At 45.0% G+C, this 23,234-nt stretch carries 14 protein-coding genes; 6 read left to right on the top strand and 8 right to left on the bottom strand.

The annotated features are described in order from the left end of the window. Genes nikB through ACEN8J_RS09405 form a run of 5 tightly spaced genes read left to right on the top strand, consistent with a single transcriptional unit; the run spans nt 1 to nt 4,753 of the window. On the top strand, nt 1-945 hold the full coding sequence (gene nikB, locus ACEN8J_RS09425) for a nickel ABC transporter permease (RefSeq protein ID WP_340955502.1): 945 nt from the start codon (nt 1-3) through the stop codon (nt 943-945). Next, on the top strand, nt 942-1,796 hold the full coding sequence (nikC, locus tag ACEN8J_RS09420; RefSeq protein WP_495594431.1) for a nickel transporter permease: 855 nt from the start codon (nt 942-944) through the stop codon (nt 1,794-1,796). Before nikB ends, nikC begins: the two co-directional genes overlap by 4 nt. A gap of 8 nt (nt 1,797-1,804) precedes the next feature. Beyond that, on the top strand, nt 1,805-2,641 hold the full coding sequence (locus ACEN8J_RS09415) for an ABC transporter ATP-binding protein (RefSeq protein WP_495594430.1): 837 nt from the start codon (nt 1,805-1,807) through the stop codon (nt 2,639-2,641). Beyond that, complete coding sequence (locus ACEN8J_RS09410) at nt 2,634-3,476, top strand: ABC transporter ATP-binding protein (RefSeq protein WP_069011811.1); 843 nt, start codon at nt 2,634-2,636, stop codon at nt 3,474-3,476. Before ACEN8J_RS09415 ends, ACEN8J_RS09410 begins: the two co-directional genes overlap by 8 nt. After that, nucleotides 3,443-4,753, top strand: a complete 1,311-nt coding sequence (locus ACEN8J_RS09405; RefSeq protein WP_069011809.1) for an MATE family efflux transporter — start codon at nt 3,443-3,445, stop codon at nt 4,751-4,753. Before ACEN8J_RS09410 ends, ACEN8J_RS09405 begins: the two co-directional genes overlap by 34 nt. A gap of 121 nt (nt 4,754-4,874) precedes the next feature. On the opposite strand, the gene katA is transcribed toward ACEN8J_RS09405, so the two are convergent. The 5 genes from katA to ACEN8J_RS09380 form a co-directional block, all read right to left on the bottom strand. Further along, on the bottom strand, nt 4,875-6,332 hold the full coding sequence (katA, locus tag ACEN8J_RS09400; protein ID WP_029515135.1) for a catalase KatA: 1,458 nt from the start codon (nt 6,330-6,332) through the stop codon (nt 4,875-4,877). A 290-nt stretch (nt 6,333-6,622) separates the two neighbouring features. Continuing rightward, nucleotides 6,623-7,225 (bottom strand): adenylyl-sulfate kinase, encoded by a 603-nt coding sequence (cysC, locus tag ACEN8J_RS09395; protein WP_165146527.1) that lies wholly within the window; start codon nt 7,223-7,225, stop codon nt 6,623-6,625. Nucleotides 7,226-7,284: 59 nt separating this feature from the next. Continuing rightward, nucleotides 7,285-8,184: a TIGR02452 family protein gene (locus ACEN8J_RS09390; RefSeq protein ID WP_495594429.1), complete on the bottom strand. Its 900-nt coding sequence runs from the start codon at nt 8,182-8,184 to the stop codon at nt 7,285-7,287. Then, the gene (ybiA, locus tag ACEN8J_RS09385) at nt 8,181-8,672 is read right to left on the bottom strand and encodes a riboflavin biosynthesis intermediates N-glycosidase (RefSeq protein ID WP_495594428.1); all 492 of its coding nucleotides are present in this window, start codon (nt 8,670-8,672) and stop codon (nt 8,181-8,183) included. Before ybiA ends, ACEN8J_RS09390 begins: the two co-directional genes overlap by 4 nt. 28 nt (nt 8,673-8,700) lie before the next feature. Next, nucleotides 8,701-9,606 carry an NUDIX hydrolase gene (locus ACEN8J_RS09380; RefSeq protein ID WP_495594427.1) on the bottom strand — a complete coding sequence of 302 codons (906 nt, stop codon included), beginning with the start codon at nt 9,604-9,606 and terminating at the stop codon, nt 8,701-8,703. Between the two features lie 292 nt (nt 9,607-9,898). Between ACEN8J_RS09380 and ACEN8J_RS09375 the strand changes: the two genes are divergently transcribed. Continuing rightward, nucleotides 9,899-10,201, top strand: a complete 303-nt coding sequence (locus tag ACEN8J_RS09375; protein ID WP_069011801.1) for a hypothetical protein — start codon at nt 9,899-9,901, stop codon at nt 10,199-10,201. A gap of 110 nt (nt 10,202-10,311) precedes the next feature. Here ACEN8J_RS09375 and ACEN8J_RS09370 read toward each other — a convergent pair whose 3' ends face one another. The 3 genes from ACEN8J_RS09370 to ACEN8J_RS09360 are packed head-to-tail and all read right to left on the bottom strand — an operon-like array spanning nt 10,312 to nt 23,205. Next, nucleotides 10,312-11,193, bottom strand: coding sequence for a glycosyltransferase family 17 protein (locus ACEN8J_RS09370; protein WP_341039396.1), 882 nt, complete (start codon nt 11,191-11,193; stop codon nt 10,312-10,314). Next, nucleotides 11,190-19,769: an amino acid adenylation domain-containing protein gene (locus ACEN8J_RS09365; protein ID WP_495594544.1), complete on the bottom strand. Its 8,580-nt coding sequence runs from the start codon at nt 19,767-19,769 to the stop codon at nt 11,190-11,192. The genes ACEN8J_RS09370 and ACEN8J_RS09365 overlap by 4 nt, the downstream gene beginning before the upstream one ends. A gap of 7 nt (nt 19,770-19,776) precedes the next feature. Then, nucleotides 19,777-23,205 carry a non-ribosomal peptide synthetase gene (locus ACEN8J_RS09360; RefSeq protein WP_341070891.1) on the bottom strand — a complete coding sequence of 1,143 codons (3,429 nt, stop codon included), beginning with the start codon at nt 23,203-23,205 and terminating at the stop codon, nt 19,777-19,779. Between the last annotated feature and the right edge of the window lie 29 nt (nt 23,206-23,234).

The following is a 23,234-nucleotide window of genomic DNA, read 5'->3' as shown; positions in this document are numbered from 1 at the left end:
ATGTTCAAATCCATGGCCAAAAAGTTTCTTGAACTAGTTTTGTTCTTTCTTATTCTTTCCTTTGTGAGCTTCTGTCTGCTTAAGCTTGTTCCGGGCGATCCCGTCCGGAGCATTCTCCGAGTCGATGATGTAGCTGTGTCCAATCAGCAAATTACGGATATGCGCAGCCAACTAGGGCTGGACCAACCATTACCTGTGCAATATGGTAAGTGGCTGGTTCAGTTGCTTCAGTTTGATTTTGGACAATCTTATTTAACCCATCGTCCGGTATTCACAGAGTTTATGGAAAAACTGCCTTATACGCTGCTGCTGACCGGAGGCTCTCTGTTCATTTTGCTGCTAATAGCTCTACCCTTGGGAACGATGGCTGCGCTCTACCGTAACCGCTGGATTAACAGCGCCAGTCGTGTGTTTGCCTTAATCGGCTCCTCGATTCCCAGCTTTTGGCTGGGGCTTTTGTTTATCGAATGGTTTGCAGTTAAATTGCGCATTTTGCCGTCTATGGGCGAAGGAACCGCTTTTCATTTGGTACTCCCTTCTCTTACCTTGGGATTAGCAATGGCGGCCGTTTATGTACGAATGATTCGCGCAAGTCTGATTGAAAGCTCGGGGCAAGACTTTATCAAAGCGGCGCAAGCGCGTGGAATCAGCCCCATCCGCATTTTTTTCAGACACATGCTCCGTCACAGTCTAGTTCCACTCATTACGGTATTCAGTGAGAGTATAGGTAGCCTACTGGGAGGCACAGTCGTGATTGAAGTGCTATTCGCCTATCCGGGGCTGGGAAAATGGATTGTGGATGCCATTGCTGCAAGGGATTACCCCATAATTCAGGGCTATACCGTATTTATGGCTGTATTCATTGTATGTATCAATATTTTGGTAGAGCTGTCCTACCGTTGGGTCAATCCTGAAATCGCTTTGAAGGAGAAACGTTTATCATGATAAAATCCGTACATGCGGAAAACGGGCAGCTCACTAGAACGCGATTGTCCAAAACATGGATCGTGTCGCTCTCCATCCTGCTCATTCTTTCAGCAATTACAGTCGTTCCGTTTCTTGCACCGCAAGATCCGTATCGTATCCAGATGGGGAATCGACTACAATCGATCAGCGCTACGCACTGGCTGGGAACGGATCATTTGGGCAGAGATGTACTATCGAGAGTCATAGCTGGACTTCGGACGACTGTCGGAACCAGTTTGTTGATTTTGGCCGTTTCGCTGGTTGTCGGGGTCCCTCTTGGTCTGCTTTCAGGATTTATTGTAGGCTGGATGGATCGTGTATTCAAGCGGGTGGTCGATGCCTTCATGACATTACCAGATTATATTTTTGCCATTGTGCTGAGCGGTTTGCTCGGACCAGGCTTAGTAAATCTTATTTTCGCGGTAACTGCGGTAAAATGGGTTAGTTATGCACGCCTGGTGCGTAGTACCGTGCTGGCAGAAAAGCAAAAGGATTACATTTCGTTATCCATACTGGCGGGTACCTCCTCCCTGCGGATTGTCATGCGACATATTCTCCCCCATGCAATAGGGAATGTTCTTGTGCTGGCTACGCTGGATGTCGGCAAAATTATTTTAATGATTGCCTCCCTATCTTTTTTGGGCTTAGGTCCACAGCCACCAATTCCGGAATGGGGTACTATGTTGAATGAAGGACGAGCGTATTTTCAAATGGCTCCCCACCTGATGCTGGTTCCTGGGATAGCTGTCGTGCTAACCGTGCTACTAGCAAACGTATTTGGAGATAAACTACGCGACCGTTATGATGTTAAAACCCGGACAGAGGAGTGAATTGGCACATGCTGACTATTGAAGGCTTAACGATTCGGACCAATGTAAAAACGATTGTAGAGCAACTGGAGCTTGCCGTTCGTCCGGGGGAATGGTGTGCTCTTGCCGGCGAAAGTGGTAGCGGCAAAAGCATGACGGCGTTCGCTATCGGCGGCCTTCTCCCCTCTTCTGTTACAGCGGAAGGTATCATTACGTGGAAGGACAATAATTTACTAGATCTACCCGCTAAACAAAGGCGCTCTTTGCTTGGCAGTGAAATATCCTACATTTTTCAAGACTACCACGGGGCTTTCACCCCCTTTCTGCGTGTAGGCAGCCAACTGGACGAGCTGATGCGCGCCCATGGCAAGCAAGATCGCAAGGCGCGCAAGCAGCGCTGTATCGAGGTGCTGGAGCGCGTACAGCTTCCCGCCGAGCGTGTGTACCGCAGCTATCCGTTCCAACTCAGCGGCGGTCAATTGCAACGGGTAGCTATTGCGGCTGCACTACTACTGGAGCCGAAGTTACTTATTGCCGACGAGCCCACAACGGCGCTGGATACGCTCACAGCTCATCGGGTGCTGCAGCTCATTGACCAAATCCGGACGGAAACGGGTATTTCCGTCTTGTGGATCACTCACGATCTGCGTCATGTACGCAAGTATGCAGATCGAATCGCAGTGATGCGCGAAGGTTCACTGGTTGAAATAGGTGAAACGCAAGCGGTGCTGAACCATCCGGACCACCCGTATACTCGTCGTCTATTGGCAGCTATTCCGCCGCTGTCTCCGGGCGCTCCAGCACGTTTACCTTACAACAGCACTGAAGAACAGGACGCAATGGAAAGGAGCGCTGCACATGAATAATCAAGCTGCCTGCGCTCAGCGGCAAGACACGTCTAATCCTGTCGTGACCGTCTCCGGTTTGACGAAGGCTTACACTGGAGGCAAAACGGTGCTGCAAAATGTTGCTCTGTCGATCTCCCCTCGAGAATGTCTGGGCATTGTCGGGGAAAGCGGCAGTGGGAAAAGCACACTCGCTCGCTGTATATTGACATTGGACCCATTTGATCAAGGTGAGCTTAGACTAGATGGGCAGTCTATCCGGGGATTAAAGCGGAGCGAGTTAAAACGGATTCGCAGCAGGCTGGGTGCAGTTTTTCAACATCCATCTGCGGCTTTGAACCCCAGACTAACCATCCTGCAATCCCTGCTGGAGCCACTGGACCAGCTTAAGTACTATGTTCCTTCTTTTATGACGGGTATGTCCTCAGAACGTCGGGATATAGCAGAACATTTGCTTGATATGGTAAAGCTTCCAGCCAGCTATCTGGACAAGTTTCCACATCAGCTTAGCGGTGGGGAAAAGCAGCGTGTAACCATCGCACGTGCCATCAGCACAGAGCCGGATTTTATCGTATTGGACGAGCCAACAGCAAGTCTGGATGTGACCACACAAGCCACCGTTTTAAATCTGCTCAAGGATTTGCAGGATGAGCTAGGATTGGCTTATCTGTTTATCTCACATGATCTGGCGGCTGTGCACTTTATGAGTGATCGAATCATGGTCATGAAAGAAGGCAGTGTGCTTGAGCATTTTCCCAAGGAAGCATTATTTCATTCGGATCGCCATCCCTACACACAATCATTACTGGAGGTTTTTTCAACATGTTGCCTTCCCACCGAGCCTATCTTGCTTTAGCTATCCCTTTAATTATTTCGACGATTACAACCCCGCTACTCGGTGCGGTGGATACAGCTGTAATCGGTCATTTGAGCGATTCCGCGTATTTAGGCGGTGTAGCGGTGGGCACTCTTATTTTCAATACTTTATATTGGCTGTTTGGCTTCCTGCGAGTCAGCACATCAGCTTTCACGGCCCAAGCCGCGGGGGCACAAAATAACGACCAGGGCATAGCTGCTCTCATGCGCCCACTGGCCATTGCTTTACTCATTGGTGCGGTATTCATTGTGTTACAAAAGCCCATTCTGTTAGCTTCTCTGCAGCTAATCCATCCAGCTCAGGATGTGGCAGCGCAGGCAGCAATTTATTTTAACATTCGTATCTGGGGAGCCCCTCTTACATTGGTGAACTATGTGCTGCTCGGCTGGCTGATGGGATTATCCCGTGTGAAGGCTACATTATTTTTGCAAATTACAATGAACGTAATCAATATGGTATTAGCTATTGTATTTACACAGATGATGCATTGGAATGTCACTGGTGTTGCAAGCGCTACTCTGATTGCGGAGGCTCTTGCATGTATATTGGGTCTCGTTCTGGTGTTCCGCTCATCGATTTGGAGAGAATGGAAGCAAAGCGGACAGATGAATTGGCGAGGATGGTTTGGAGCTTCAGAGTTGAAAAGTGTCATGGCAACAAACCTTGATCTTATGATCCGTACAGCCTGTCTGCTGACGATGTTTAATCTGTTTACGGCGCGCAGTGCGAGCTTTGGAACCGATCAATTGGCGGCAAACGCTATTTTGTTGCAGATCCATTACATTATGGCTTACTTTTTTGATGGGTTCGCCAACGCTAGTAGCATCATGACAGGTCAGGCTCGGGGTGCCGGGAATCGTAAAATGCTGCAAAGGGTTATTCACTTGTCCTGGTTCTGGACACTGGTGACCAGCGTAGTGACAGGAGGATTGTATTTCGCACTGAAAGAGCCGCTTATCTCACTATTTACGGACAATGCTACAGTGATTAGCCTTACAGGCCCTTATAATGGGTGGCTTGTGGTCTTTCCACTGGCAGCCGGGCTGGGACTGGTATTCTACGGTGTGTTTACGGGGATGACGGTAACGTATCCGATCCGTAATTCGATGCTGATTTCATTGCTCTGCTTTTTGATCGCTCTCTTCTGGTGCGTTCCCCATTATGGGAATCACGGACTTTGGCTATCCTTTATCGTATTTGCACTAGGACGGTCACTGTTTCTTGTAATCTATTTACCTCGCTTGCAGAGGATATAGCAGCACCTGATTTACATCGCTCTCAAAAACAAAGGATGTCCCATCCACCATGTACGTGGTGTTGGGACATCCTTTTATTATTTATTCATACGGCTTTCAGGTTAGGAGTTTGCAGATACCTCTACTCGCCTTGAGGAACGGTCAAGCCTAAACCTTCGGCTACACGGCGTCCGTATTCAGGATCAGCTTTGTAGAAATGTCCGATCTGACGCAGTTTGATTTCATCACTTTCTACGGGCTTCATCGCATTTACGATGTTTCGGACCAGGCGTGCACGCTCTTCTTCACTGAGCAAGCGGTATAGGTCGCCCGGTTGTGTGTAGTGATCATGATGATCGTAGGCTACACTTTGAGCTTCGCCAGACACTTCAAAAGGAGCCATTTTGTGCGCAGGTGATTCTTTGGGTCCACCGAGACTATTAGGCTCGTAATAGACAGATCCTCCGCCATTGCTGTCACTGCGCAATGCACCATCGCGTTGGTAGTTGTGAACTTCCGCATGCGGACGGTTGATCGGCAACGAATTATGATTTGCACCTACACGGTAGCGATGTGCATCGCCGTAGGCAAACAGGCGTCCTTGCAACATTTTATCCGGGGATGCCTCAATACCAGGAACAAATGAACCCGGGGAGAATGTCGCCTGCTCTACCTCAGCAAAATAGTTCTCAGGATTGCGATCCAGCACCATGCGTCCAACCTCGATCAGCGGGTAATCCTTTTGAGACCATACTTTTGTCACATCAAATGGATCAAAGCGATACGTATCTGCATCTTCTACCGGCATAATCTGCACATGAAGTTTCCATGCAGGAAAATCACCTTTTTTGATGGCATTAAACAAATCTTCTGTATGATAATCCGGATTTTCACCAGCAATTTTCGCAGCCAAATCCACATCAAGATTTTGCACACCTTGCTCTGTTTTAAAATGATATTTCACCCATACTGCCTGTCCTTCGGCATTTACCCACTTGAACGTGTGACTACCGAAACCATGCATATGTCTAAGAGTAGCTGGAATACCGCGGTCAGACATTAGAATACTTACCTGATGCAGCGATTCAGGAGATAAGGACCAGAAATCCCAGACCGCATTCGGGTTTTTCAGATGGGTTTGGGGATGACGTTTTTGCGTATGAATAAAGTCAGGAAATTTAATGGCATCCCGAATAAAAAACACAGGTGTATTATTGCCCACGAGATCATAGTTACCTTCTTCTGTATAAAACTTCACCGCAAAACCACGCGGGTCGCGTACAGTATCGGACGAGCCCAGCTCACCCGCCACTGTAGAAAAGCGAATAAACATCGGTGTACGCTTGCCCACCTCAGACAAGAAGCTTGCTTTTGTATATGCAGACAAATCATTAGTAACTTCAAAATATCCGTGTGCTCCTGCACCTTTTGCATGAACGACGCGTTCCGGCACACGCTCCCGGTTAAAATGTGCCAATTTCTCCAGCAGATGCACATCCTGAATTAGTGCGGGACCTCGCGAGCCTGCTGTGATCGAATTTTGATTATCTCCAACAGGAGCGCCCCAGCTTGTAGTCAGGTTCGTTGGTTGGTTACTCATGATTGAAATCACCTCTTGAATGAATTGGTTGACTATGTGTCTTTCACTATAAATTGTGCACAAACAAAAATCAATACTTTTTTATAATAATTATAATATAGGATTTAGAATTAGTTTAAAATCATAAACAAAAAAGCAAGCCCCCTAAGGCTTGCCGTATATGCAGTACTGTATTTATTTACTAATAGGTATACTTCCATTTTCACGTTCTGTAATGATTCCTTTGATCACTTCTCGAATTTTTGCCATTGAGGCTTTCAGACAATATTCATATAGAATTCATCATAAAATCATAAAAGTAGCTGCTTGCTATCGAGAAAATCCAAGATATCCTGAACCGACGGGATTACCTCCCGCCCTTCAGTGGATACGATTAGATCCGGTTCCAGCGGTGCTTCATAAGGAGCATCAATCCCCGTAAAATGATGAATTTCTCCGGCGCGCGCTTTCTTGTACATTCCTTTTGGATCGCGTCGCTCACATTCCTCCAGGCTGCACTGTATATATATCTCATAGCAACCTTCTTGCTTTAAAATCTCCTTTACCATTTCACGATCTTCCCGATAAGGGGAAATGGTGGCGCAAATGGTTAGGACACCCGCATGTGCCATTAGCTTTGCAACTTCAGCAATACGACGAATATTTTCTTTACGGTCAGCGGGTAGGAAACCTAGATTCCGATTTAAACCATGCCGAACATTATCCCCATCCAAAATAAACGTGTGTATGCCTCGTGCATATAACGCTTTTTCAAGTGTGGAGGATACCGTTGATTTTCCCGAACCAGACAGCCCTGTAAACCAAAGCACCGGACTTTTATGGCCATTCAAAAGCTGACGCGCTTGCTTATCAATATCGGACACATGCCAGGTTATATTCGAAGATGGTTCCATTCAGCACCTTCCTTTTTCATGAGATATTATAGTAAACGATTTAATGCACTGCCTTTACTTCAAGAAAGAACATTTTTAAAGCTGTTTAAAGTACGTTGCTCTGCTTTGTGATCCAACACTGCAAAAACAATCCGGTCAAACAGCAAACCATATCCTTCATCTACAATTACTTGCTTGAACCAGAGGGCAACCTCTTCCGGCTTATTGCGGAATACCCCGCAACCATAGGCTCCCAGCACAAGATGTTCTACGCCGTTTTGCTTAGCCATTCCAAGAATGTAACGGATTCGCTCCAGCATCACTTCACCAATCCGATTCACCTGCTCTGGCTCCCGTTCTCGCACCACTCCAGCATTTACAGCAGGTGCGGTCAGGAAATCGACTTGATACGGCTTCTCCAACAATGTTCCCTGATCATCCCGAAATACCGGAACTTCAGGCGAATAAATCATATAATCTGAATAAAAACAGCTCCGCAGCTTCCGATTATGTCCATACATCTCTTCCATTTGTGAAATGCAAGGATACAACGCTGACGAACGAGCCAAGCTTTCCTCTTGAGCCTGGCTGCCTCCGAGAAATCCACCTCCCGGGTTTTTGGCTGATGCAAAATTCAAACACGCCACGTGGGTCAGCTTCTCCTCTACCTGGAGTCTGTATGCCGCCTGTAACGTGCTTTCTCCCGTAACCTCCAATTTTGCAATGATCCTCTGTTCGTCTATGCGAGAAGAAGGCTCCAATATACTTTTTATTCTTTGCTCTGCCTCTTGTTTTACAGTTACCAGCTGAGAAGGTGTATATAACTTCGAGCCTGTGACCGCATTCCCTATGTCATTTGTCATATTTACTTGAGCCTGTTTGTTATTCGTATAATACCCATGTTCCAAAATGGATAGTGTTTCCTGCGCCATATGCGACCGGGCATCTCGGTTGCTCCGGGAATTCATTGTATTTTTCATGATGACGATTCCTCCTTTTGCAATACATCCTCACGTAAATTCGTCAATATTTCTCCTAGCCAGTTCGTGCCACGCCATAGCTTGCGGTTCCGTATACGAGCATCGTTCTCAGCTAAGCCTACACCCCAAATGGTGTCGGTTGGACTAGCCTCAACCAGAGTGGTTCCTTTCGTTTTAAGCAGGTGCTTGAGCAAATTCGGATTTTGTGTAAATTTGGCGTAATTACCGTCATACACAAATTGCCGGCAATTGGCCTCCCACAAGGATTGGTCAAATCCGCGCACACTGCGGCCACGGGCTTTTTGTTCCCTTGGAGTAGGGGCTTGCATAATTTTCAAGGCCGCCTTTTCATCCCCAAAAAGCTGGGCTTTTTTTAACATCATATATTGCTCGGCACAGTTAAACTCCATTCCATCCACGACAAAATCAGAAGGATACCATTGCGAAAACGGCGAATGACTGCGATAAAAAAACGTAAACTTTTCCATGATGATTCCTCATTTCATATTCCTTATGTTACATAAAACGCGACCGAGGCTTAAATCGGTATAACTTGGATGGACGGTGTCCGGCCGCTTTTCTATACTCATTGGTTTCTTCCACGAGATCAGCTATTTTGCGACGAAAAGCTGCAGCCAACAGCTCCTTACCTAGAATAATTTCATACACCTGCTGAAGCTCACTTAATGTAAATAGAGCCGGCATCAGGTGAAATGCGATATCTGTGTATTCTATTTTGCTGCGCAGACGCTCTATACCGTACGCAATAATTTTGGCATGATCAAAAGCAATTCCCTGTGACTCCAGCACTTCTCGCTTGATTTCAATGGTTCTTCCCTTAAGAATTTCAGTTATTTTTACTTTGGCTGACAGATGGATGTCCCCATGCTTCAATGTGATGTCAATGTCTTGTTCCCATGTGTAACCTTCCGGCTGATTCGTCCGCGTCTCCTGAGCTACGCTGTAATCCAGCTCAAACCATTGGGCATCAGCGGCATCATCCCCCGCCTGTACCTCCAAGGAATCGTGGTCAACTAAAGCCATGTAAGCGCAACTGATCACCCTCATACGTGGATCACGTGCCACATCTCCCCAAGTATATAGCTGCTCCATATAAATCTGATCCACATTCGTTTCCGTTTTAAGCTCGCGTCGTGCAGCTTCTTCCAGACTTTCATCTATGCCTACAAAACCACCTGGCAACGCCCATTGTCCTATATAGGGATGCTCCCCTCTTTGGATCAAAAGAAGCTGTAGGGTCTTCTCCGGCAGCTTACGGTAATTTTGTTGGAGCTGATCCATTACCGTAAATAGCAGCATATCTACCGTTACGGATGGGCGCTCATATTCACTCGCATCATAAGCGGCCAAAAATTCCTCTTCCGTCAAGCCACTGTAATCATGTTTCAATCCATCTGTCACTTGCGTCACCTACCTGTTCATATATGGGTATTTCATCGCTTTTGAGTCAAAAGTGGCGAATGCTCTATGTAACTTTTAATTTGAATCAATTGATAAAAACAAAATGTTAATATCAATACAATAATATATAAAAACTGCTTCGTCAATAGGGTGTATAGACCTATTTTTAATCGTTTGATAGTACTATTAGACTGTTTACTGAATTTTACTTGTTGCTTATTGTCATATCATGTATGATGTTTTGGTCAATATAGGAAACACAACATACTAATCACGTAGGGAGAAGATCCAATTGTCTAACCAGTTTAATCCGCAAAACAATCAACAAGGAGCACCATCCAGACCAGCCCCTGTGTACCCGCCTCCAGTCTCATTCAAGGAATGGATGATCAGTTTACTTCTGATGGCTATACCGGTAGTTGGACTTATTATGCTGTTTGTGTGGGCATTTAGCGGCTCGACTAATCCGAGCAAAGCTAATTACGCTAAAGCAGGCCTTCTTTGGGCCGCTATTGTAATCGTGATCTATATCATTATGGCTGTTGCTCTGTTACCTGCACTCATAAGTTCATTGAATTCAAGCAGCTACTATTGATTCCAAGTACATAGCAAAACAACCTTCCGATAAATCAACCTGATACATCAGAAGGTCTTTAAACTAAACTGCCGACCCCGTCGGCAGTTTTTATTTGATCTCTTTTCCCTTTAATTGTACCAAAGATCATCTGTTTTAAGTTCCTGTAGACTGCTCAAAAACGATTTTGAGTTATCAACATAAAGTTCAGTATCAATATAGTACAGCTTTTTATCATGTAAGCACTGATCAATATACTCTGCATTTAATATACTTTTATCTTCTACATTGGCGGCAAAAGCTTGCAGTTTGGGAAGCGCGGTTTTCTGATATTCAAGCCATGAATGATGGAATCCAGCTGGCTCCTCCAGACAATAAATGTCATGATACAGCGCTTCAGCAATCCCCTTCTTCCTGAGATAGTCGGGTAAGAAAGGCATACTTTTGAAGTACCGGCCGGTCATGGCGAACACGCGATAGCTCCAATAAGGAGCACCGTGATTAGATTGGCAAAAAAGATTCAGAAAGAATACAGAGTAGTGCATTTTAATTGTAATAACTTGATGTTTCTTCACTTCCGAAACAATACGATCCGCCATCCGGCTATCAATGATCTCATCAAAATCAGCCAAAATGATTACATCATCATCCTCAACCTTATCCTGCAAGATAGAGGTACTCTTGTTTCTTTGGCAAGCCTCATTATGAAACGCACTGTTATGGCTGAGCAGACGCCAGTACCAGCGGTCAAAGTTATCCGCACCGCAGCTATCCACATCAAAGTACAATGAGTGCTTCTCAGGTTCACGAAACATTTGATCCGCATGAAATGGATGATAAATGACCTTGGGACCAACATAATCTGGATTAAAGTTCCGAGGCTTATCTAAATAGCTGAACGTCTTGTTAGCTTCGATCACGTGCAACTCATCAATCCAACCGGAATTTTCTTTTATTTTAATATCTGCAATGCGATTTTCATTGAAAAATGGACAAAATTCATATATTTTCATAATCTGAAGCTCCCCTCCGCTATCATGGTATATGGGCGAACACTGATGCTTTGGCACAGATGTCTGGATATGAGGCGTATTAGCTCAGCGATCGTCTGATCCTTATAATGCAGTGAACTATAATAGCAGGTTAAACTTAATCTGTCGCATCTAAGACCTGCCGTCATATTTAACTTGTAAGCAGAGGGATTGTCCGCCGCGTTCGTATTTCCGTAAGATATGGGTAAAGGCTCAAACAAATCATCAGCTATCCCGTTCATTTCCTCTGATTGGTAATGGAAAAGCATGTGTGTTCCGTCCCTTAGTGGTTCCTTATCTAGATAAATTCCCTGTATCATATGTCGTAAAATAAAATAATCCAAGCCTTCAGATGGTATATGCCGCAACGTATGTGTGACATGTCTCAGTGCCGTTTCCCAATTCCCCAACAGTTCTCCTTCTGGAATCTGAATTCGAAGGGGGTATGCACCGGCAAAAAAACCGATAGTACGATCAATCATAATACCCGGCAAAAAAGACTCACGTTGATAAGACATCACATGCAGCAGCAAATCCGATTGCTTTTTCAATTGGAAACAAGCTTGTGACAACGCCGTCAGTAAGATGCTCAGTGGAGTAGTATGATGCTTCATAGCCAATGCCTTTAGAAGAAGAATATGCTCCTCTCCTTCAAGTAAATCATACGTTATAGTTCTCATGTGTCGGTGAAGAGGCTGTATCTCCGATTCCCTGTCAACCTGTAAAGATTGGCCGCCTTCCACAACCTTACTCCAGAAAGTGGATGCTTTAGGAAAAGGGGCCTTTGCCGCATATTGCGACAACGCTATGCACCAATCCCGATAACTGCTTTCCTTCTCCTCCGCATGTAACGCCAAATCACTCCTTTTTCCCGGCAAGAGAAGATATCTCAACTCTTCTAAAAAAATGTTTATGGAAATCCCGTCAAAAATTAAATGATGGAACAGAAGTAATATCACCTGTTGTCTCTTTTCGCAATAATGGTCAAACAACACAACTTTCCATAAAGGTCCTTCCTTGATATCGAATTCATGCTGCACTTTCGAGCAGTATTCCGAAATGTAGGCGTCATGCGACCCTGAGACCATGTGCAAATCTACGTAAGAAACTACCTGTCCTGCACTTATTTTCTGCTCAAACTGATACCATTCATCATCCAGTTGAGCAAACGACAGCCGCAACGCCGCATGTTTGTTCAATAGTGGTTCAATCGACGCGTTCAGCAATTCTGTAGGAATGTAATTCTTGAGCCGAGCCAAGTAAGGTACATTAAACATGTTATAATTCACGAGATCTCTTTGGAAAAAACGTTTTTGTACAGCAGACAGCGGAAATCCGTCATCCGGGTATTCTTTTCTTATAGACTGATATGGGATATCCATGTTCGGACAAAGGTCAGTTGCTGTATCCGTCATTGCATTGATCAATGAGAGGGCCAAACGTTCGATCGTCTGTTCGCGAAATATTTGGTTGACCGTAACCGGATATCCGCTTTTTTGCAGCAGGCTGGCTATTCGTAGTGCATGGAGCGAATGGCCTCCCAACGTGTGAAAATCTTCATTCTTGCCAATGTAATCAAGCTTCAGGACCATGCTCCAAACTTCTTCTATGGTTTGCTCCAGTTCAGTCTTCGGTCCAGCATTTGCTTCCTTATCGCTGCTATGGATTTCAGGTAAAGGAAGATTTTTACGATCGATTTTCCCGTTAACCGTTAATGGGAACGATTTCAGCCAAACGTAACGAAACGGTAACATATAAGAAGGAAGACCTTCAGCCATAAAAGTATGAAGCTGCTCCACTCGTTGCTCCTCTTCCGCTGTATAGTAAGCGATCATCCGCAAATCGCCATAAACCTCCCGGATAAAGACCAGACATTCTTTCACTACAGGATAGCTGCTAAGACGGAACTCGACTTCTCCGAGTTCGATTCGATAGCCGCGAAGTTTCACCTGATCGTCAGCCCGTCCGATATACTCGATATTCCCGTCTGGCAGCCATCTCGCCCGATCTCCCGTACGGTATAGAATTGAATTCGTACCTCTTTCACCATCTTTGGCAGAGCGATATGGATTCGGTGCAAACGCATGCTGTGTCAATTGGTTTTGCCGCCAATACCCCCTTGCAACCCCGTCTCCCCCCACGCATAATTCCCCGATTGCTCCGACAGGCTGAACACGGCCCCGTTTGTCCAGAATATAACAAGTTGAATTACTAATGGGCTTGCCAATAGGGATATTCTGCTCAAAAGGCTTTTCGATCCGGTAGCTCGTCGAAAAGGTGGTGTTCTCCGTAGGACCGTATACATTGAGAATCGAAAGTTCCGGATTGGCAAGACGGATACGATTGATATGCTTAACCGACAAAACTTCCCCACCTATGAGCAACCATTGGAGTCTAGCAAATATCTTTTCATTTTCTTCAATCCAGTGATTACACAGTGCAGAACTTAGCCATAGTGTATTAATTCTCCACTCCTTCATCCGCTGCTCCAGCACATGTATATTTAGAAGATCATCTTTTGAAACTACAAACAGCTGTCCTCCATTCAGCAGCGTCCCCCAAATTTCAAACGTAGAAGCGTCAAAAACAGGCGAACCTGTATAAAGCAATCTGATATCAGAAGAAAACGGAAAATAACAGGTGTTTTTGACCAAGCGAATGACATTGCGATGTTCCACCATAACGCCTTTCGGTTTTCCCGTCGATCCGGATGTATACATTAGATAAGCAAGATCATTTGGAGCAATCATGTTCTCCTTCTCTTCTTGTTCCACAACTCCATTTTGGTCAAAATACTTTGTATCCATCAGTATTAAACGGATTCCCTTACAGGCTTCCGAGATACGTTCCGCTCCTTCCTGTGAAGTGATAATGGTGTCCAGTCCAGCGTCCTTGATTAATTCGCGGGTTCTTGCTGCCGGATAATCGGGGTCAATGGGAACATAGGCATATCCCGCTTTCATGATCGCCAGGATGGAGACAATGAATTCAAGAGAGCGCGGCAAGTAAACTCCAATAAACTTTCCATGATTGTTATCATCAGCATCATCCGTTAACATCTTGGCAACGTGCTGGGACATGAGGTTTAGGGTGTGGTAGGACATAACCTGATTGTGCGCAATTACTGCAGGCTGTGAAGACCGCAGCTCCGCTTGCTCTTGGAATAGATCAATAATTGAACGCTCTCTGGGATATGCTGTATACGTATTGTTCCAGTCGTAGACGATTCGTTCATATTCATCCTTGTTCATGAAGCAAACGTCTCTGACGTTGTAATTCGGGTATTCCAGCACATATTCCAGCGTATTTAGCAGATGCTCTGCCAGTCGACAAACCGTTTCTTGGTTCAATCGATCTGCATCATACATAAACTTGATGGTGATCTGTTCCCCGTCATTGGCAACGGTGATCGTCATTGGATAATTCGTTTTCTCTCGTTCCTCCATAGCTGACATCTTCAATTCATTTTCTAGTTGCCGATAGTCGTTCAAATAATTTTCGAATGCTACGATGCTGTAAAACATGATATGTCCTTGAATACCAGTCCAGCTCTTCAGTTCATTCAGACTCACATAGCTGTAGTCATTTAGTTTCTGAATGGTTTGGTGCAGCTTTTGTACATATTCAGTGATGGTTTGCTCGACATTCCAGTGCATGACCAAAGGCAGCGTATTAATCAGCATACCTGTGATCTGATCCGCTTTTGCAAGATCCGATCCCCTTCCGGAAACGACCATACCAAATATGGTTGTATCCGCATCTTGATAGACTTGTAGCACTTTACCCCATGCAAACTGCACCAACGTATTTAGCGAAACTTGCGCTTGCTGAACAAAATCAGCGATCCGCTTGGTTCGTCTCGGATCAATACAAAGAGTCTCGATCTGCTGGTTCTCAATCGGTTGATGTGCCTCGGGAAGTATGCCCTTCTCTATCGGTAGTTGGGTTGGCTCCGTTACGTCGGCTAAATATGCCTTCCAGAATAACTCGGCCTCTGTGCGATCCTTATTGTTTAACCAACGAATATAAGTTTCATAAGAACGGGTCAAGCTGCGCTGTGGCATCCGGTTTTGCAGGCTACAAACATAGAGTTCATGAACTCGATTTATTAGTAGCGGCAGGCTCCAACCGTCCAGCAAAATATGGTGGTAGCTCCAGATCATCGTCCATTCGTTTGAAGCAGTCTGAATCAGTGTTATGCGGAATGCAGGCTGACTCAGATCAAAACGGCGATTACGATCCATTGTCATCCAGCGTTCGATACACTCTTGTTGCTGCTCTGGTTGCTCTGCTTCAAAATCCAAAAATGTCCAATCCCATTCTGCATTTTGGATAATACATTGTATGGGCTTGTCCAACGCCTCCCAAATGTAGCAAGTCCGCAAGCTATCATTTTCAGAAATGATGCTGTTCCAGACTTCCCGGTAACGGTCTACCTCTAGCCTACCATGATATTTCCAACTAACCTGCACAAAGTATTGATCGGAACTAGGATGATCTAAATAATGGAACAGCAGTCCTTCTTGTAAGGGACTTAGATGCATCATTTTATCTACACCATATTGCCAATGATATGTCTGTACGATCTGATCGAGCGAATGCTGTTCCAGTGACACTGATGGAAAATCACTAGGTGTGAACTCTTGGTGTTCAGTCCGGCTGCAATGTTCGATAATAGCAAGCACACGTGTTATAAAAGTATCTAACAACTGAGTGATGGTCACTTCTTCATAGTGACATTTGCTATATTTCATAAACAAATGCAGCTTGCCATGAACAATGGAACAGTTGAGTTCCAATAGGCTTGTTCCATGATTAAGCGGCGAGCTATAATCCTGTGCTGCGTCACTTGTAAACCCTAACCACTGGTTTAATTCGCTCGCATTCTCCTGATCAAACTGGCCCAAGTAATTGAAAAGAGCCTGAGGTTCAGAAGCTGATAACTCGGAACGGACTTCTGTATTCGGATGGCAGTATCTCAAAGCGCCATATGACATGCCGCGGTGAGGAATACAACGCAACTGCTCTTTGACAGATTTAATCGTCGCTCCCAAGGGGGAACTGTCCGTAATCTGAATGCATACCGGAAACATGGAGGTAAACCAACCGATGGTTCTTGTCAGATCTATATCGGATACAAAGTGCTCACGTCCATGGCCTTCTAAGCGAAACGCAATCGTCTTCTGTCCAGACCAAGCGGAGAGCGCCAGGGACCAGGCTGTAAGTAGCAGGTCGTTGATCTCAGTATGATAAGCCTGAGAGCAATGATGCAAAAGCAGTTCCGTATCGTCAGGAGTAAGCATTGTAACTAATTCCGAAGATTCACTGCTCTTTTTACGATCCGGGTAATGGTCTACTGGCAGTACAAATGCTGCGGTTTGATGCTGCACTTTTTTCCAATATTCAATATGACGTAAAGTATCTTTATGTCTAGAATAACTCATCAATGCAGAATGCCACTTCTTGTATGGATTTAAAACAGTAGGCAGCGCTATACCCTGATACAATTGATACAATTCCTGAACCAATATTCTCCAAGACACTCCATCAATGACTAGATGATGTATAGTCATAAACAGACGGGTTTTACCGTCAGGGTGACCTTGAATTACTCCTGCATACATCATGGCACCCGTCTCGTAATTCAATTGTCTGTTCCACGTATCACAAATGCTTGAAATTTCGGATTCGGGATAATCGACTTGTTGAAGGGTGTAGCTAGCCAGTTGAATGGAAACATCCTTTCGGTAGCGCTGCGAATACACATGTTCCTTGACTACGATCTCCATCGACAGCTCTGGATGTAATCGAATCAATTGATTAATGGCAGTTTCCAGCTTCACAGGATCACAATCACGGAGTACAAACAGCTGGGATTGGTTGAAATAATGCGGCTCTACAAACTGTTGCTCGAAAAACCAGTACTGGATCGGTGTCAAACCAAATTCGCCTGTCAAGTCAACGATGAGATCTTCCTTTTGATCATTGTCTGTCCAAGTAACCACAGCAGCTAATTTCTGAATGGTTGGATGCTCCGCAACTTGTCTTGGAGTAAGCATGATACCATGATCCCTGGCCATAGATACGACCTGAATGGCAAGAATTGAGTCTCCCCCAACCGCGTAAAAATGGTCGTTAACCCCGATATCTCCTCTTTTTAAAATCTGCCGCCAAATCCAAAGCAAGCGCTTTTCGAAACCGTCCTCGTCTGCTTCCACAACTTCATCAGCTTGAATAAATAAGGTCCCCCTCGGATCAGGGAGAGCTCCACGGTCGACTTTACCGTTTGTATTTACTGGAACTGACTCCAGATAACAAAAATATGAAGGAACCATATAAGCTGGTAATACAGAGTTTAAGTGCTGTGTCAGATCGGCCTCTTTCAGCTCTTCTACGGCAGTATAATAGGCCACCAGTTTATGGTAGGACCCGTCCTTCCAGGCTTGAACGACACATTGACCGATGTCAGGATGTTGGCGGAGCTGATGTTCTATTTCACCCAGCTCGATACGATACCCTCTGATTTTAATTTGTTCATCGATACGGCCGATAAATACCAATTCACCATCCGGCGTCCATTTCACAATGTCCCCGGTTTTATATAGCCGCTCACTGTGTGGCGGATATTCACTGCTAATTACAACCTCTTTGTGAACGAACTGTTCCTGAGTCAGTTCTTCACGATTCAAATATCCTCTGGCAAGCCCTATGCCGCCCACCCATAGTTCGCCGGGAACGCCGACAGGCACAGGACTGCCGAATGGATTCAAAACGAATAAACGTTTGTTATAGACGGGTTTGCCGATCGTAATTTCTTTTCCCGGTCTGCAGACGGAAGTAGAACAAATAATCGTCACTTCGGTCGGCCCGTAAGCGTTCACGAATCGTCTTCCTCTTCCCCAATAGTCCACAATATCAGGCGTACAGGGTTCTCCAGCAGATACAATTGTCCGCAATCTTGGCAGTTCTCTATGTTTCATCGTTCGCAGCACAGATGGCGTTAGCATCGCAACGTGGATATTTTTCTCTTCAAGAATATCTGAAATGTCTGCATAAGGAGGCAGTTCCTCGTCTGACAGAACAACCACTGTTCCGCCTACTGATAGCGTGCCGATCCATTCATAGACTGAAGCGTCGAAACTAATGGAGGCGAATTGCATGACTCTTGAATCTGAGGTGATACCAAACTTTTCAACAAGATAAGGGATCAACGTAACCAGACCCGCGTGTTCAATAAGGGTTCCCTTCGGTTTTCCAGTAGAACCGGATGTGTAGATGACATAAGCGAGATCATTCTGTGTAACCTTGATCTTCAAGTTTTCGTAGGGATAGTAGTCCTGCTGCACCAAGCATTCATCCACACAAATCAGCGAATATGCTCCCCTACCCATTTGAGAAATATATGGATTTAGCCTACTTACTAATTGGCTGTGCGTTATAATCATTTGGGCCTGTGCATCTTCTAAAATAAATCGCAGCCGTTCCCCAGGATATTGGGGATCGATCGGAAGATAAGCAGCGCCCGCTTTCATAACTCCAAACATCGACGGGATCACATCTGCGCTTCTATCCAAGACGATGGCAATCAGCGTGACGGTCGGCAGAACGCCATGCCCCTGTATCGAATACGACTCTAAAATCATGCGGCTGATTTGATTTGCCCGGCGATTTAACTCATAGTAGGTCAGCTTCTGCTCTCCAAACTCTAAAGCGATTGCATCGGGTGTTCGGCCAGCCTGCTCTTCGATCAATTGAACCACGGTTTTATCCAAAGGATAGGCTTGTTCCGTATCATTCCATTGTTGCATCTGTCTGCGTTCTCTTGTGGTCAGCATGGGGTGAAATAGTACCGTCTTCTCCGGAAGAAGGAGTGCATTTGCCAGCAGTGTTTTGAAATGGCCTGCGAATCTGGCGATTTGCATTTTTTCGAAACGGCTGCCATCATACTGTATTGCGCACTCCAATATATCCGGGTCATACCGGTAGCAGAGCGCGATTTCTGGCTGATCTATACCGTAAAGGGGAGGGGACTTTTCCGCATTTAAACTTGGAGAAGGAAAGTCAGCATAAATCTCTGCGATACACACATTGAAGAAATCCTTCCCTGCCCCTGATGGAGGATCAACTTTAGTTTGCTGCGAAAAATCCTCTCTCAATTCGTCGCTACTATGTTGTTTGTTCCATTCCATTTGTATCCTTTGTATCAAAGAGAGAAGATGATCTTCCTTCTGTATATGAATGAGTAATGGATAATCCAGACGACAGTCTTTCCTTTCCTTGTCTGATACCACGGAATATAAAACAGGCAGAGCGTATTGATTGGAGTAATGGGATAGCAGTACGGACCATATGGCTGTTATAAAAGAAGGCATACCCAACTGATGATGCTGTACAAAACCCATAATCGTTTTGACCTGTCTTGTCCCCAAACGAATCTTGTAAAGTGCTTGATCATCGCCTTCGGGCAATCCGGCATTTCCTTTTTGCTGAGAAAATAAAGGCAAGTAACGTCGCGGCCTATCAGAACTACTCTGATTAGATGTATTAGCTGATTCCATCACGTTATTAAACCTCCCCTATCCGGGATGCCATACCGGCAGCTTGATAAAATGCAGCCCTGACTTCCTCAACCTCTATCTCGTAACTGCATCGTATAGAAAAAATAAGGCCGTCCGTGTAGGAAGAAGCAATGCAATTGAACAGTGAATAGATCGGTAGCGGATTGGGTTGCTTTATGATAGTTTCATCATAATAATTGCTGTATTTTGAGTCTGCCTTAGCGCTGTTTCCTAAATAGTTAAACATGAATAAGTCTAGTTGCTCGTACTGCTTCCCAAACTGTGCAAATGTTCTGGCACGTTCCCACTTGTCTTTGTAATCAGGACTTGTAAGAAGATGCATAAAATTAATCGTATGGTGTTTTAATAATTCCAGTCTGCTTCTGACAGACTGCATCATTTCATCCGGATTTTGTTTCAGTTCGATCAGCATAGGTACAAAATCAATAAATTCACCGGCCGTGTTATAATAAGCCGCCTCCTCGTACCTTCTTCCATCATATAAAAATAACAATGGTAGCTTATCCATACCTAAATAAGTTTGCAAGCCCCTTGTATAGACAGAAAGCGCAAACTCCAAAGAAGGATTTTCAGCAGGGATGCTTACGTTAAACAGGTAGGCTTCTGTGCACGTTCGAAGATTTGGTGCCTGGAAGACATTTTGCTTGCTTTTTTGGAACGCTTCCAGATTAAAGGCTGATATCAATTCTTGTTCCGTAATTCCTTTCGGTCCACTTTGGATTAGATTGACATACTCCACATAGGGCTTCACTTCATCCGTAGGAAGGGGTCGATTTTGAAGCAGACTCCTGTAGTAAGCAACCAACTGTCTTTCAGCTACTTCCGAGGTCACCCGATCGCATATCGCATGATGATAAATAGTTATGACATAATGTTCACGAAGGTTTCGTTTCAGCACAAACATGTGGAACAAAGTATGTTCTTCGGCGAAACGGGTGTTCGTAACATAATCATTTATCATGTCCGTAATGGGACCACATGGGTTGTAATCCGACACATCAATGATGTTGAGTTTTGGTAAACCATCGCTAGAAGGTACGTATTCCCTCCAATAAGTCCATTCATCTCTTTGGACCGGGACACTTCTCAGTAATCCTTGACTTTGTACAAAATGAGCGAAAGCCTGATCCAAAAAATCGTAATTCACGCACTCATCCAGCCTAAATATACCTAAACTTGGAGGTGTATCAAACGAAATTTGCATTTGCTGAATTCCACTTAGCGGATATTCTTGTGCCACTGCTCCTGTTTTAATCCACTGATCTTTTTTCAAATAATCGTTTTCCAGAAGCTTGCGTAAACCTTCCACCTGATCCAGATCCATGCTTTTTAAGCCCAGACGTTGGAAAAATACCTCTTCATCCATGGTCCAGTATAGATCAGCCATTTTAGTTTTTTGATGCAGTGGTACAATGTAGTGTGGCAGTAGCTCTTGAGTTATTTTCCCGTCCATGATCCGCATGATATGGTTAACGTCAGCCACCGTGTCGCAGTAAAGCACCTGAATATCTCTAACTTCGTGAATAAAATCCCTTACTTGGTATTTCACCAGCTCGTAAACACCATCTGTTTCTTGGTGAAGCCAAGATATCAACTCTTGAGTTGTTTTTATGATGTCCTGTTGCTTTTCGGACCCTACAATATTATTCTGAGTTGAATGAAGATAATCAGCGAGTGCCCGAATCGTTTTATAGTGGTAAATGTCTGTTAAAGTGGCGTGATATCCTGCACGCTCCATTCTCGACATTAATGTAAGCGCATGAATAGAATGCCCACCGAGGTCGAAGAAGCTATCTAAAACACTGAACTGCTGCACACCCAATACATCCTGCCAGATGTCCATCAGCTTCGTTTCCAGTCCTGGCTTAGGAGACACATATTCTGCTCCACCATGCATATTCTCTTCAAGGGCCAACAGTGCCTTGCGGTCCAGCTTACCATTCAGTGTCAATGGCATTTGTTCTAGTTGTATATAAAAAGATGGAATCATGTAATTCGGCAGCTTTATAGAGAGAGCCGTTTTAATTTCATCTGCTGTCAGTTTTTTGGTCGCCGTAAAGTATGCTTCCAGTTGCTTTTGACCGGCCTCCTTTTCACGGGCAATAACTGCCGCTTGTTGTATATCATCTACTTTTAATAAATGCGACTCTATTTCCCCAGGCTCAATTCGATAACCCCGTATTTTCACTTGATCGTCGATCCGGCTGATATATTCGATGTTTCCGTCCGCTTGCTCTTGCACCAAATCTCCGGTTCGATACAACCTGCCTCCAGGTACCCATGAAGACTGAATAAACCTCTCTTCTGTCAGCTCTGGACGATTCAAATAACCTTTAACTAATCCATCGCCAGCGATGTACAGTTCACCTGCAACTCCCTGTGGCAGAGGATGCTGCTCTTGATCCAAGATGTAAACCTTCGTGTTGCTGATGGGTTTGCCGATCGGTACGGTATTTGCATTTTCGTCCAAATGATCGATATGATAATAAGTAGAAAATACCGTGCTCTCCGTCGGTCCATAGACATGAATTAAGCGGCCCGGACCTAGACGGGCAAACGCTCTACGCACATGGCTGACTGAAACCTTCTCACCACCGAATAGCAAGGTTTCAATTGTTGCAAAGCAATCGGGATCCACATCCACCAATGCATTAAAAAGTGCTGTCGTGACGAAGCATTTCGTGATCTTTTGTGTCCGTAGGACGCTTGATAGCTCACGTGCATTCATGGTTTGATCTTGTGAGTTCAAAACGAGAGTGCCTCCGTTAAGCAAAGCTCCATAAATACCAAATGTAGAACCATCGAACGAAAAACTGGCCACTTGTAATATCCTATCTTTTGTCGAGAATTGGATGTAATTCGGCTTTTTAACAACACGTGTAATATTGTAGTGCATCGTCAGGGTGCCCTTAGGTACGCCTGTAGAGCCAGACGTATACATAATGCAAGCAAGGGTGTCGGAACCTTGCTTAGATGAGAGATTCCCTGTTTCTTTCCCATAGTTCCGCTCGTCCATCAAATCCAGTACAACACTGGCGAGTTCTGTTTGCTGGTGGATTGGAAGCCGGGTCAGCAGGAGATTTGCACCAGAATCCGTCAGCATATAGCGTATACGTTCCCTCGGGTATTCAGGATCAATCGGAACATAGGCTCCCCCAGCTTTTAAAATCCCGAAAATTCCGATGATCATTTCCAATGAGCATTCGACCATAATTCCGACAGCCTCGTCTTGTTCTAAACCTTTAGCCCGCAAAACATGTGCTAGTTGATTAGCCTGTTTGTTCAGATCAGCATACGTCAAGTGCTTGTCCCCAAATACAACTGCTATGTGATCCGGTGTGCGCTCAACCTGCTCTTCGAACAGTTGATGAATCGTTTTCTCACGCGGGTAATCCGCTAACATACCGTGTACCATGCTTCACTTCATCTCCTTCTCCTATTAAC

The organism is Paenibacillus sp. Paensp38, assembly GCF_059491915.1.
The sequence above is the reverse complement of the archived record's forward strand: the minus strand, read 5'-3'. Positions and strand labels throughout refer to the sequence as shown.